Genomic DNA, 13,358 nt, shown 5'->3' with positions numbered 1-13,358 from the left:
CATCGATGGCCCCGCGCGAAGACCGACATTCAGAGCGCCATACGCGCCGCCACGGGACCACACCCGACAGGAGACCAGCATGACGAGACAGCTATCGGCACAGCCGCCGGCACAAGACACCGCGCACAAGCTCAGGAAGATCGTGACCTCCAGCACCATTGGCGCGATGGTGGAGTGGTACGACTTTTTCCTGTACGGCGTGGTCGCCGGCCTGGTGTTCAACAGGCTGTACTTCCCCTCGACCGACCCGGTGGTCGGCACGCTGCTGGCCTACGCCACCTTTGCCGCCGGGTTTGTCGCGCGCCCGCTGGGCGGCGTGATCTTCGGCCATTTCGGCGATACGCTGGGGCGCAAGCGCATGCTGGTGCTGACGCTGATGATCATGGGCATCGCCACCACTGCCATCGGCCTGATCCCGACCTATGACCAGATCGGCATCTGGGCGCCGGTGCTGCTGCTGTTGTGCCGGATCGCGCAGGGCATCGGCCTTGGCGGCGAATGGGGTGGTGCCGTGCTGATGACGTTCGAGAGCGCGCCGCCGGGCCGCCGCGGCTTCTTCGCCAGCCTGCCGCAGACCGGCATGTCGCTGGGCCTGGTGCTGGCCAGCGGCGTGATTGCGCTGTTGTCGCTGATGCTGTCGGACCACGACTTTCTGGCATGGGGCTGGCGCATCGCCTTCCTGCTGAGCGCGGTGATGGTGCTCATCGGCTCCTACATGCGCACGCACGTGGAGGAGTCGCCCGAATTTGCCGCGGCACAGCGCCAGCCGCAGCGCAACCAGCCGGACGCGCACGGCTTGCCGTTCCTGGCCATGCTGCGCCAATACCCCGGCGTGGTGCTGGCGTGCATGGGCGCGCGCTTTATCGACGGCGTCTTCTTCAACGTGTTCGGGGTGTTCTCGCTCGCCTACCTGACCCAGACCCTGAAGCTCTCGCGCAACGAGGCGCTGCTGGGCGTGCTGCTGGGCGCGGGCGTGATGACGCTGTTCATCCCGCTGTGGGGTGCCGTGTCCGACCGCCTCGGCCGGCCGCTGGTCTACGGTACCGGGGCGCTGCTGGCGGGGCTGTCGGCGTTTCCCGCGTTCTGGCTGATGCAGCATTCGGGCGGCAACGTGCTGCTGGTGTGGGCGGCGATCATCATTCCCTTCGGCATCTTCCATGCCGCCGTGTTCGGCACCATGTCGTCGATGTTCTCGGAGGTGTTCGATGCGCGCGTGCGCTATACCGGGATTTCCTTCGTCTATCAGTTCGCGGGCGTGTTCGCCGGCGGCCTGACGCCGATCATCGCCACCTGGCTCAACGCGCGTGCCGGCGGCGAGCCCTGGTACCTGTGCGGCTACGTGCTGGCGATCGGCGTGCTCAGCGCGGCCTGCACACTATGGATCGGCTTGCGCTCGGCCCCGGCCGGCGCGCATGCGCTGGCAACGTCCAAGGCCGGCGCCTGACTGTTTTCTCCCGGGCGGCATCGCGCCGCCTGTCCGTGTCGTTCCCCCTCCCATGTCTTCTACTGGCAAGGCCATGAAAGCCATCGTCTATACCGAACCCAACGCCGTCGCGGTCCTGGAGCGCGACATGCCGGCCCTGGCGCCCGGCGAAGCCCTGCTGCGCATCGATGCCAGCGGCATCTGCGGCTCCGACCTGCACGCGTATCACGGCCATGATCCGCGGCGCAAGCCGGGGCTGGTGCTCGGCCACGAGTTTGCCGGCACGGTGGTGGCCTCGTCGGACGAGGCCCTGCTGGCGGTGGGGCAGCGCGTGACCGCCAACCCGCTGGTGACCTGCGGCCATTGCGACTATTGTCTGCAGGGCCGCGACAACCTGTGCGCTCACCGCGGCATGGTCGGCATGAGCCGGCCGGGAGCGTTGTCCGAGTACCTGGCGATCCCGCTCCGTTGCGCGATTCCCATTCCCGACGCGCTCACCAGCGTCCGTGCCGCGCTGACCGAGCCCGCGGCCACCGCGCTGCACGCGGTCAACCTGACCATGCGCGCCATGGCCAGGCCGCTGCCGGAGGCGCGCGTGCTGGTCATCGGCGGCGGCGCGATCGGCATGCTCGCCGCCGCGCTGGTGAGTTCGTATGGTTGCCGCCAGGTGCAGGTGGCCGAGACCAATGCGCTCCGCCGCGCTTCCGTGACGCGGCATCTCGGCTGCGAGGCGGTGGACCCGCTGGCCGAACCGATGCCCGACGCGGCCTTCGACGTGGTGATCGATGCGGTGGGCGCGGCACCGACGCGCAGGCTTGCCATCGCCGCGGCGCGGCCCGGCGGCGTGGTCATGCACATCGGCCTGCAGGACTGGGCCAGCGAGATCGACATGCGCAAGCTGACGCTGGCCGAGCTGACCCTCCTGGGAACCTACACCTACACCATGGCCGACCTGCGCGCCACTGTGGCGGCGCTGGAGCAGGGCAGCTTCGGCACGCTGGCATGGGTCGAGACCCGCGCGCTGGCCGACGGCCCGGCAGCCTTTGCCGACCTGGCCGCCGGCCGCGTTGCCGCCGGCAAAGTCGTACTCATCCCCGAACCCGCCTGAGTGCCGCACGAGCCAGGCCCGGAGCGCCGCAGCGGTCAGCTTAAATTCATATATATGAGTTGGTTGACATGGATGAATGCAGCGCCTAACATGACTTCAGGCACGACCCACAGAGAGGAGACAACGATGATTCACGTAGTGCTTCATGACGCCAAGGACACCGTCGCGGTGGCCGTGGTGGAAGGGATCCAGCCGGGCACCCAGCTCAACGCCTGGATCATGGACGAAGACAAGGTCGTGACCGTGACCGCGCTGCAGCCGATTCCCATCGGCCACAAGGTGGCGCTGCGCGACATGGATGTGAACGAGACGGTCTACAAGTACGGCATCGACATCGGCAAGGTGGTCGCCCCGATCAAGGCTGGCGAACACGCCCACGTCCACAACATCAAGACCAAGCGCTGGTAAGCCAGGCGCGCCGCCTGCGTCCCGCCCACGCTTCCCTTCCGCTTCCATCCCGCTTCCAAGGATCCACGTCATGTCCGTGATCGACCAAAACACCACCTTCTGGGGCTACCGCCGCGACAATGGCCGCGTCGGTGTCCGCAACCACGTCATCATCCTGCCGCTGGACGACCTGTCCAACGCCGCCGCCGAGGCCGTCGCCGCCGCCATCAAGGGCACCATGGCGATTCCCCATCCGTACGGCCGCCTGCAGTTCGGGCCAGACCTGGACCTGCATTTCCGCACGCTGATCGGCGCCGGCAGCAACCCCAACGTCGCCGCGGTGGTGGTGATCGGCATCGAGGACGGCTGGACCAAGAAGGTCGTCGACGGTATCGCCCAGACCGGCAAGCCGGTGGTGGGCTTCGGCATCGAGGGCCACGGCGACCACGACACCATCATGCGCGCCTCGAAGGCGGCCCGCGAGTTCGTGCAGTACGCCACCGCGCTGCACCGCGTCGAGTGCCCGATCAACGAACTGTGGGTCTCGACCAAGTGCGGCGAGTCGGACACCACTTCGGGCTGCGGCGCCAACCCCACCGTCGGCAACGCCTTCGACAAGCTGCACCCGCTCGGCACCACGCTGGTGTTCGGCGAGACCTCGGAACTGACCGGCGGCGAGCATATCGTCGCGGCACGCTGCGCCAACGACGATGTGCGCCACCAGTTCATGGCGATGTTCGAGCGCTACCAGGGCATGATCGACCGCTGGAAGACATCGGACCTGTCCGAGTCGCAGCCGACCAAGGGCAATATCGCCGGCGGCCTGACCACCATCGAAGAGAAGGCGCTGGGCAATATCCAGAAGATCGGCAAGAAGTGCACCGTCGACGGCGTGCTCGACAAGGCCGAGGCGCCGACGCATCCGGGCCTGTGGTTCATGGACTCGTCCTCCGCCGCGGCCGAGATGGTCACGCTGTGCGCGGCCGCCGGCTATGTGGTGCACTTCTTCCCGACCGGGCAGGGCAACGTGATCGGCAACCCCATCGTGCCGGTGATCAAGCTGTGCGCCAACCCGCGCACCGTGCGCCTGATGAGCGAGCACATGGACGTCGACTGCTCGGGCCTGCTGCAGCGCGAGCAGACGCTGGACCAGACCGGCGACAAGCTGCTGGAATGCATGCTGGCCACCATCAACGGCCGCTGGACCGCGGCCGAGGCGCTCGGCCACCGCGAGTTCGTGCTGACCCGCATCCACGAGTCGGCATGATGAAGCGCATCTGCATCAGCGAGTTCATGGACCCGGCTGCGGTGCAGGCGCTGACCCCCGGCTTCGACTTGCGCTACGAGCCAGGCTGGGTGGATCGCCGCGCCGACCTGCTCGAGGTCCTGGACGGGGCGCACGCGCTGGTGGTGCGCAACCGCACCCAGGTGGACGCGGCGCTGCTGGCCCGCGCGCCGGCCTTGCGGGTGGTCGGGCGGCTCGGCGTGGGGCTGGACAACATCGACGTCGCCGCCTGCCGCGATCGCGGCATCCGCGTGATTCCCGCCGCCGGCGCCAATGCGCGCTCGGTGGCGGAGTACGTGGTGACCTCGGCCGCCGTGCTGCTGCGCGGCGCCTATCTGTCCAGCGCCGAGGTGGCGGACGGCCAGTGGCCGCGCGCCCGGCTGTCCGAGGGCAGGGAGGCACTCGGCAAGACGCTCGGCCTGATCGGCTTTGGCGATATCGGCCGCCAGACCGCGGCGCTGGCGCGCGCCTTCGGCATGGAGGTGATTGCCTGCGATCCGATGCTGCCGGCCGATGATCCGGTCTGGTCTGCCACCGGCGTGGCGTGCGTGCCGCTCGACGCGCTGCTGGCGCGGGCCGACGCGGTCAGCCTGCACGTGCCGCTGGTGGAGGCCACCCGCAACCTGATCGATGTCGGCCGCCTGGCCGTGATGAAGTCCGGCGCGGTGCTGGTCAACACCGCGCGCGGCGGCGTGGTCGATGAGGCAGCGCTGGCCGACGCACTGCGCGCCGGGCACCTGGGCGGCGCGGCGCTGGACGTGTTTGCCAGCGAGCCGCTGCCCGCCGGCAGCACGCTGCGGGGCGTGCCCAACCTGATCCTGACCCCCCACATCGGCGGCGTGACGCGCGAAGCCAATGCGCGCGTGTCGATGATGATCGCGCGCGAGGTGCGCCAGTCGCTGGAGCAGATGCCATGAGCCGGATTGCATTGCATGAACTGGAGCGCATGGCCGCCGCCGGCCTGCGTCGTGCCGGGGCCAGCGCCCGGCAGGCGCAGGCGACCGCGGCGGCGCTGGTACGGGCCGATGCGGCGGGGCTGCCGTCGCACGGGGTCTCGCGCGTGCCGATGTACGTGGCGCACCTGCGGCATGACCGGGTCGACGGCAACGCCGAGCCGGCGGTGCGCGGCACGCGCGCCAGCGCGGTGGTCGTCGATGCCGGCTGCGGCTTTGCCTTCGCCGCGTGCGACCTTGCCATCGCCGAGGCGATGCAGCGCGCGCGGGAGACAGGCGTCGGCGTGGCCGCGGTGACCAACAGCCACCACTTCGGCGCCGCCGCGCTGCCGCTGGAAGCCGTGGCGCGCGCCGGCATGGTAGGCATCGCCATGGGCAACTCGCCCGCGGCCATGCCAGCCTGGGGCGGCAAGCGGCCGCTGTTCGGCACCAACCCGATTGCGGCGGTATTTCCGCGCCAGGGCCATGCGCCGGTGGTGATCGACCTGTCGCTGTCCGAGGTCGCGCGCGGCAAGATCATGGTGGCTGCGAAGCAGGGCAAGCCGATTCCGCTCGGATGGGCGCTCGATGAAGCAGGGCAGCCGACCACCGACGCCGAGGCTGCGCTGCGCGGCTCGATGCTGCCGGCCGGCGGCGTCAAGGGCGCGATGCTGGCGCTGCTGGTCGAATTGCTGGTGACGTCGCTGGCCGGCGCCCAGTTCGGCGCCGAGGCGGACTCTTTCTTCAGCGATGCGGGCAATCGGCCGCGCATCGGCCAGCTGTTTTTCGTGCTGGACCCGGGCGCTTTCGCCGGCTCGCAGGTCTACGCCGCGCGGGTTGAAGCGCTGCTGGCGGTGATGCTGGAAGACGAGGGCACGCGCGTGCCCGGCGCCCGCCGCGAGTCGGCACAGGCCGAGGCCGCCGCGCGCGGCGCTGAAGTCCCCGATGCACTGTGGCGCGAACTGCAATCGCTCGCGGGCGAGGAGGCTGGCGCGCCGCATTGATTTCCTCACAACGGACCCACGCCAGATGGGCCGACCACAACTAACGGAGACAAACCATGGATCGACGCTTGATTCGCGGCGCGCGCAGGCACCTGGCCCGCGCGCTGCTAGCCTTGTCCGCTGTATCGGCCCTGGCCGCGCTGGCGCCGCCCGCCGCCGCGCAGGGCGGCAGCGATGCCGCCGCAGATTATCCGAACAAGCCGATCCGGTATGTCGTGCCCTTCGCGGCCGGCGGCCTGACCGACATCATGGCGCGCATGGTCGGCCACCAGCTCTCCGAAGAGTGGAAAAAGCCCATCGTGGTGGACAACCGGCCCGGCGGCAATGCCAACATCGGCGCCGAGCAGGTTGCCAAGGCGCCGCCCGATGGCTACACCTGGCTCGCGGTCACGCTGACGCACGCGTCCAACGTGACCTTGTTTCCCAAGCTGCCGTTCAGCATGCAGAAGGACCTGGTGCCGGTGGCGCGCATCGCCTCGTCGCCAATGATGGTGGTGGTGCCCGCGAATTCGCCGATCAAGTCGATGAAAGACCTGGCTGCTGCCGCGCAGAAGTCGAAGCTCAACGCCGGCTCCAGCGGCAACGGCACCCCGCCGCACCTGACGCTGGCCTTGTTCGAAAGCCAGACCCGGACCAGCTTCACCCACGTGCCGTACAAGGGCGGGGCGCCGTCGATGACCGACCTGATCGGCGGCCAGATCGACGTGGTCTTCTCCAACTTTCCCGAATCGCTCGCCTATGTGAAGGGCGGCAAGCTGCGCGCGCTGGCCGTGACCACGCGCGAGCGCCATCCGCTGCTGCCCGACGTCCCCACCGTCGCCGAGGCCGGCTATCCGGACCTGATCGTCGAGAACTGGACCGGCCTGATGATGCCGGCCGGCACGCCCCGGCCGATCGTCGACAAGGTCGCCGGCTCGGTCGCGCGCATGCTGGCCGGCGAGTCGGTGCGCGGGCGCATCGTCACCGCGGGCTTCAGCCCCGCGGCCGGCGGCACGCCTTTCGCCGACTACTTCAGCGGCGAGGTGACGCGCTGGGCCCGGCTGATCGAGGAGAAGCAAATCCGGGTCGAATGAGGCGGCGCCTCGTGCGGGGACGGCATGCGCACGGCCTGGCGGCGTTGGCGACCGGCTTTAGTATGATTCGTGTTATCTATATGAGTCAGTCATGGATCGGCCGGCCGCCCCGCAGGCGGCGTTGCAAAGGACATTAACGTGGGCTCCAGATTCGATGCCGGCGCAGCCATCGGCGGCGTGCTGTACAAGGACGTCAAGCACGCCATCCTGGCCGCCCTGGCCGAGGGCGAGTGGAAGCCGGGTGAAGCAATCCCGTCCGAACGCAAGCTGATCGAGCGCTTCGGCGTGTCGATCGGCACGCTGCGCAAGGCCATCGACGAACTGGTGGCCGAGAACATCATGATCCGCCACCAGGGGCGGGGCACCTTCGTCGCCACGCATCGGCAGGAAGACCATTTCTTCCGCTTCTTCCGCATCGTGCGCCAGGACGGCTACCGCGAGTACCCGACCGTGCGGCTGGCCAGGTTCCGCCGCGCCAAGGCGGACAAGGACGAAGCGGCAGCACTTGGGCTGCCGCTTGGCGAGGCCGTGTTCCGCTTCACCAACGTGCTGTCGCTGGAAGGGCGCGCGGTCATGATCGACGCCATCACCGTCCCGGCGGAGCGCTTTAAGACTCTTAGCGAGAAGCTGCTGCGCGAGCGGCCGAACACACTCTACAACTTCTACCAGGACGTCTTCGGCATCAACATCATTCGCACCGAAGAGCGCTTGCGTGCAGCGCTCGCCGACGAGGAAGACCATGAACTGCTGGGCGTCCCCGTCGGTACCGCGATGCTGAAGATCCTGCGGGTGGCGTCTTCCTACCAGAACGAACGGATCGAGTACCGCGTCTCCCGGCTGGATACTTCTGATTACGAGTTCGCGCTGTCGCAGCCGTGAGGGCGGGCGGCGCAGTCCGGAACTGCGCCGGGATCCTGCCTACGCCGCGCTGGCGTCTTCCGTGTAGCGCCGCCGCAACTCTTCAAACGACGCCAGCTCCCCGCACACCGCGCTGGCGGCCACCGTCGGCGGGCTGGCCAGCCAGACCTGCCCCGGCCCCGAGCGCCCGGGGAAGTTGCGGTTGATCGAGCTGACCGTGACCTGCTCGGGCCGCTCCGACGACCCCGGGCCACCATTGGCGCAAGCGCCGCAGGAAGGCTGGAGGATGCGTGCGCCGATGGCCTCGAACGTTTCCATGTAGCCCTGGCGGATGCAATAGTCACGCACGTCGGTGGTGCCGAACTGCAGGTAGAGGGTGACGTGAGGCGGAATGCGCAGGCCGCGCTGCACAGCCCAGTGCAGGACCTCGTGGTACCCGTCGAAGTCTTCCCGCTTGCCTGCGGTGCAGGAGCCACCGTAGGCAATGTCCACGGGTACGCGCTGCGTCAGCGCGGCCAGCGGCACGCCGTTGCCTGGATCGCCGGGGCTGGCCACCATGGGGCCGAGCGTGCCGCAGTCGATCTCGAGCGTGGCGGCAAACGCGGCGCCGTCGTCGCTGCGCATCCATGGCTCGATGTGGAAATCGAGCCCGCGCCGTTCCCGCAGGAAGCGCACCGTCTGCGCGTCGGGCGCGACGATGCCGGTGAAGCCGCCCAGCTCGGCGCACATATTGGTCAGCGTGGCGCGTTCGTCGATCGACATCGCGCTGACCACCGCGCCGCTGAACTCGAATACCTTGCCGACGCCCGCGCCGGCCTTGATGTCCGGCCGCGCCAGCAGGTGCAGCACGACGTCCTTGGCCGTGACCCCCGGCGCCAGCACGCCGTCCAGGCGCACCAGGATGCATTGCGGCAGCGTCATGCGCACGGCGCCGGTCACGAAGGCATTAGCCATGTCGGTGGTGCCGACGCCGAACGCCACGCATCCCAGCGCGCCGCTGTGCGGGGTGTGGGAATCGGTGCCGACCACGACCTGCCCCGGCAGCGCATAGCGCTCGGCCATCATTGCGTGCGAGATGCCGGCCGCATGGCTGGCGGGCGCCCCCCGCGACGCCTCCTCGGTCAGCGTGCGATGGCAGCGGAGCTGGTAGTCGCGCACGAAGTCCCGTTGCGCCGCGCACATGCGCGCGACGTTGTCGACCAGTCCGCCGCGCAGGTGCGCGGGGCTTTCGCTGACATAGGAGGTGTGGTCCTCGAACACCACGATGCGGTCCGCGTCCCTGAGCCGCAGCGGCTTGCCGAACGCTTCATGCAGCATGTGGGCGCACATGCCGGTGTAGTACTCGTGGATAAAGCGCCAGTCGGCCCGCACGAAAATGCCGTCGCCTGGTACCGGGCGAGCCGGTGTCACCGGCGTGGCCAACAAATGCCGCTGGACGATTTTCTCGAACAAGGTCTGCGGGCCGGCGGGCAGGCCCGTGGCCGCGGGTTCGACCTCGCTCAGGCAGGCCTGCCCGAATTTCAGCAGCCCGCCATGCCGCAGGATGGATGCGGCGAGCGCGTCGCGCCCGGCCACCAGCGTGTCGGCTTCGATGGCTTCGCCTTGCTCCAGCCGGGTAAGCAGGCTGAAGTTGGTCGAGGTGAACAGGCCGATGTTGTCGGCGTTCTGGCGGTAGATGCGCTCGAAGCTGCGGGCGATGACGAGGCGGATGCCCGCCAGCTTTTCCGCTGCCGGACTATGCTCGCGCGACGACCCCTTGCCGTAGCGGTTGCCGGCAACGGTCACGGCGAATCCTCCGTTGCGGATCGCGTTGGCCGTGATCGGGCAGGTGCCGTCGACCTTGTAGCCGGTATAGGGAAAGCGTCCGAGCGCGTCGTCGTAGTGCGTCAGGATCGGCACCGGGGTGATCTCGTCCGTGGAAACGTCGTCGCGCAGTGCGCCGGCCCCGGCCAGGGTCATGGGCTGCCCCTGCAGCTGCGCGGTCATGACCGGCGCGGAGTCGGCAAGGAACAGGATGCGGGCCGTGGCCTCGATGGCGCTCATGCAGGTCTCCGATGGCAATTCGGTGCCACTCTACCGCCCATGACGCGCGCGGGCGAAGCGCTGATGCGGCATCGCGGCTATCTGCGCCAGACATATCAGGGTAAACGCGGAGTCGATGCGCGGTGCGCGCGGCAAGGTTAGTATCGGGCGACATTCCGGCCTGCCCACACGGGCTACTGACCCATGCACCGCATCGATCCCGTCAATATCCAGCTGTTCCTGGCCGCCGCCCGCGAGGGCTCGATCAAGCGCGCGGCTGAGACCGAGCATATTGCCCAGTCGGCGTTGAGCCGGCGCATCGCCGAACTGGAGCGCAGCCTGGGCGTGGTGCTGTTCGTGCGCTCGCCCGCCGGCGTGGTGCTGACCGATGCCGGGGCGCGCGCGCTGGAACTGGGCCGCAAGCTGAACCAGGACATCGCCAGCTTTGCGCGCGAGGTGCAGGACCTTGGCGACCGGGTCGCCGGCGTGGTGCGGGTGTCGGCGAGCCCGTCGGCCATCATCGGTTTCCTGCCCGAGCGGCTGCATGCGTTCAAGGCGGCGCATCCGCTGGTCGAGATCGCGCTGTACGAGCGCTCCACCGCCGAAACCCTGCGCGCCTGCCTCGATGACCGGGCCGACGTCGGCATCGGGGTCGCGGCCAAGACGCCGGGCGGGCTGGAATCGTGGGACTTTGCCAGCGATCCGCTCAACGTGGTGGTGCCGTCGACGCATGCGCTGGCCCGGCGCAAGCGCATCCGTTACGCCGAGGTGCTGGAGCATCCGCTGGTGGTGGTGCAGCCGGGCGGCGCGCTGGACCAGGACCTGCGCGAGCAGGCGGCCAACCTGCGCCTGCCGTTCAACCAGGGCGTGACCGTCTCCAGTTTCGAGGCCGCGTGCCGCATGGTGGAGGCGGGGCTGGGCATCGCGGTGCTGCCGGCCAGTGCCGGCGCCGCCTATGCGGGCACGCGGCGCTTTGTCCGCGTGCCGCTGGATGAGCCGTGGCGCCAGCGCCAGCTGCAAATCTACGCCCCGCACAAGCAGCCGCGGCTGCGCGCGATTGCCGCCATGATCGCAGCGCTGCAGCCGAAGGGCACAACGCATGCTATGCCGGACTGAGATACCCGGTCCAGCGGATTAGCACTCGGCCACCGCGGCGTCGCAACCCTACACTCCGTGCCAAAGCCACCGTCCACGGTGCGATTCGATAAACGGAGACAAGACATGCAGACCTCGCTGATTCGACACGCGTGCAAGGCGCTTGCGGCCCTGGCCACGCTGGCAATGCTTGGTGGCCACACTTTTCCGGCCCGTGCGCAGGACGCCAGGCCGGTCAGGCTGATCGTGCCGACCCAGCCGGGTTCGCAGGCCGATGCCGTGGCGCGCGCGCTGAGCCAGCCGCTGGGCAAGCAACTCGGCCAGTCGGTGGTGGTGGAGAATATCGCCGGCGCCGGCGGCGTGCCGGGCACGCAGCAGATCGTCAGGGCACCGAGAGACGGGTCGACGCTGGGCCTGATCTCGTCGAACCATGTCATCAACCCGTTTATCTACAAGAACCTGCCCTATGACGCGCTGAAGGACATCACGCCGATTACCGTCATTGGCACGCTGCCACTGGTGCTGGTGGTGAATCCCGCGGTGGGCGCGCACACCACGAAAGAACTGGTCACGCTGCTGAAGTCGAAGCCGGGCGAGCTGAACTACGGCTCGTCGGGCAACGGCACGGTGCTGCACCTGGCCGGCCAGCTCTTCGCCAGCGAGGCGAAGGTCGACATCCGGCACGTGCCGTACAAGGGCGCCGGCAACTACACCACCGACCTGATCGGCGGCCAGGTGCAGATCGGCTTCCTGACCGTGCAGGCGGTGCTGCCGCTGCTCAAGGCGGGCAAGCTCAGGGCGATTGCGGTGTCCACGGCGCAGCGGGTGCCGGCGTTGCCCGAGGTGCCGACGCTGGCGGAATCCGGGGTGCCGCGCTACAGCTTCGACGCGTGGCTGGCCATCGTCGGCCCCGCGGGGATGCCGAAGGCAGGTGTGCAAGACCTCCAGTCGAAGATCCAGGCCACGCTGCAGGAACGCGACGTGCAGGAGCACCTGGCCGCGCAAGGGTTGGTGGTGACCGGCACCGGCGCCGATGCGGCGGTGCCGTTCTTCAAGAGCGAGCTGGACAAGCATGCGCGCATCGTCAGGCAGGCCGGGGCGACGCTGAACTGAGGCGGCTTCAGCTGCCGCAAGCGTGAATCAGGAATTCCCGCAGCGCATCGGCCGGCTTGGCCAGCTTGCGCCCGGGCTGCCACAGCATGCCGACCTCCATGTCCGGCACCGCATTGGCAATCGGCCGGGCTTCGATCTGCTTGCCTTCCAGCGACCAGGGCCGGTACACCATGTCGGACAGCACGGTGACGCCGAAGCCATGCGCCACCAGCCCGCGCAGCGCTTCCATCGAGCCGGTCCGGAAGGCGATGTTGGGAGCGAGCCGGTGGCTGCGCCAGTAGCGCAGCGTGGATTCCTCGGCCTCGTCCACGGTGATGAGCAGGTACGGATACGCCGCGATATCGCGCAGCGAAGGCCGCTCCACCGCCAGCAGCGGATGGCTGGCCGAGGTCCATAGCTGGCGCCGCGACCGCATCAGCGTATGGCGCTGGAAGCGCTGGGGCCGCTCCAGGTTGGACAGCAGCGCGATGCCCAGCTCGATCTCGCCCGCCAGCACGGCCCGTTCGATGTCGGGGCGGTCCATGTCGAGCAGATCCAGTTCGATATCCGGATAGTTGGTGCGAAAGCGCGCCAGCAATCCCGGCAGGAAATACCCCAGCACGGTATATGACGCCGCCAGCCGCACGCTGCCCTGCAGCCCGTGCACCTGGAAGCGCGGCTCGCGCAGCGCATCCTCGACCGAATCCAGGATCTGGCGCGCATGCTGGAAGAACAGGTGGCCTTCCGCCGTCAGCGTCACGCCATGCGGCCGGCGCTCGAACAGGCGCACGCCCAGGCGCTGTTCCAGCGCTAGCACGGCGTTGGTCACGGCGGACTGCGAGACGTGCTCGGCGGTCGCCGCCATCGAGAACTGCCCGGTTTCCGCCGCCGCGACGAAATAGCGGAACTGCCGCAGCGTGACTTCCTTGGCCAGTCTTTCGGAGCCTTCGCGGGCCTTGAACATGGTGGGTCTCCTAGGTATCCGTTTCGCAGATATCAGGTGTGGGAATTCTTGATTTTACGATGACTGCGCCGGTTTCTACACTGCTCCGGACACCAGAAAAAATGCCGGAGACCCA

At 68.7% G+C, this 13,358-nt stretch carries 12 protein-coding genes; 10 read left to right on the top strand and 2 right to left on the bottom strand.

Features of this window, described 5'->3' with window-relative positions:
- Positions 1-79: 79 nt before the first annotated feature.
- From ACOCMH_RS10535 to ACOCMH_RS10500, 8 genes are all read left to right on the top strand, one after another.
- Positions 80-1,444: an MFS transporter gene (locus tag ACOCMH_RS10535; protein WP_427306921.1), complete on the top strand. Its 1,365-nt coding sequence runs from the start codon at positions 80-82 to the stop codon at positions 1,442-1,444.
- Between the two features lie 73 nt (positions 1,445-1,517).
- On the top strand, positions 1,518-2,531 hold the full coding sequence (locus ACOCMH_RS10530) for a galactitol-1-phosphate 5-dehydrogenase (protein ID WP_427306920.1): 1,014 nt from the start codon (positions 1,518-1,520) through the stop codon (positions 2,529-2,531).
- Positions 2,532-2,657: 126 nt separating this feature from the next.
- Complete coding sequence (locus tag ACOCMH_RS10525; RefSeq protein WP_092312927.1) at positions 2,658-2,939, top strand: UxaA family hydrolase; 282 nt, start codon at positions 2,658-2,660, stop codon at positions 2,937-2,939.
- A 70-nt stretch (positions 2,940-3,009) separates the two neighbouring features.
- Positions 3,010-4,185 (top strand): UxaA family hydrolase, encoded by a 1,176-nt coding sequence (locus ACOCMH_RS10520; RefSeq protein WP_018007439.1) that lies wholly within the window; start codon positions 3,010-3,012, stop codon positions 4,183-4,185.
- The gene (locus ACOCMH_RS10515; protein ID WP_427308429.1) at positions 4,185-5,120 is read left to right on the top strand and encodes a hydroxyacid dehydrogenase; all 936 of its coding nucleotides are present in this window, start codon (positions 4,185-4,187) and stop codon (positions 5,118-5,120) included. The genes ACOCMH_RS10520 and ACOCMH_RS10515 overlap by 1 nt, the downstream gene beginning before the upstream one ends.
- On the top strand, positions 5,117-6,139 hold the full coding sequence (locus ACOCMH_RS10510) for an Ldh family oxidoreductase (RefSeq protein WP_427306919.1): 1,023 nt from the start codon (positions 5,117-5,119) through the stop codon (positions 6,137-6,139). Before ACOCMH_RS10515 ends, ACOCMH_RS10510 begins: the two co-directional genes overlap by 4 nt.
- 56 nt (positions 6,140-6,195) lie before the next feature.
- Positions 6,196-7,212: a Bug family tripartite tricarboxylate transporter substrate binding protein gene (locus ACOCMH_RS10505; protein WP_427306918.1), complete on the top strand. Its 1,017-nt coding sequence runs from the start codon at positions 6,196-6,198 to the stop codon at positions 7,210-7,212.
- A 138-nt stretch (positions 7,213-7,350) separates the two neighbouring features.
- Positions 7,351-8,091: a GntR family transcriptional regulator gene (locus ACOCMH_RS10500; RefSeq protein WP_427306917.1), complete on the top strand. Its 741-nt coding sequence runs from the start codon at positions 7,351-7,353 to the stop codon at positions 8,089-8,091.
- Positions 8,092-8,130: 39 nt separating this feature from the next.
- Here ACOCMH_RS10500 and ACOCMH_RS10495 read toward each other — a convergent pair whose 3' ends face one another.
- Positions 8,131-10,113, bottom strand: coding sequence for an aconitase family protein (locus ACOCMH_RS10495; protein WP_427306916.1), 1,983 nt, complete (start codon positions 10,111-10,113; stop codon positions 8,131-8,133).
- 183 nt (positions 10,114-10,296) lie between these two features.
- On the opposite strand from ACOCMH_RS10495, the gene ACOCMH_RS10490 reads away from it, so the two are divergent.
- Together ACOCMH_RS10490 and ACOCMH_RS10485 are read left to right on the top strand one after the other, a co-directional pair.
- On the top strand, positions 10,297-11,208 hold the full coding sequence (locus ACOCMH_RS10490) for a LysR family transcriptional regulator (protein WP_427306915.1): 912 nt from the start codon (positions 10,297-10,299) through the stop codon (positions 11,206-11,208).
- Between the two features lie 105 nt (positions 11,209-11,313).
- Positions 11,314-12,300: a tripartite tricarboxylate transporter substrate binding protein gene (locus ACOCMH_RS10485; protein WP_427306914.1), complete on the top strand. Its 987-nt coding sequence runs from the start codon at positions 11,314-11,316 to the stop codon at positions 12,298-12,300.
- 7 nt (positions 12,301-12,307) lie between these two features.
- Here ACOCMH_RS10485 and ACOCMH_RS10480 read toward each other — a convergent pair whose 3' ends face one another.
- Positions 12,308-13,243, bottom strand: a complete 936-nt coding sequence (locus ACOCMH_RS10480; RefSeq protein ID WP_171513212.1) for a LysR substrate-binding domain-containing protein — start codon at positions 13,241-13,243, stop codon at positions 12,308-12,310.
- Positions 13,244-13,358: the final 115 nt, after the last annotated feature.

This window comes from Cupriavidus sp. H39 (assembly GCF_050271075.1).
In the GTDB taxonomy this organism is placed as follows: domain Bacteria; phylum Pseudomonadota; class Gammaproteobacteria; order Burkholderiales; family Burkholderiaceae; genus Cupriavidus; species Cupriavidus necator_B.
The sequence above is the reverse complement of the archived record's forward strand: the minus strand, read 5'-3'. Positions and strand labels throughout refer to the sequence as shown.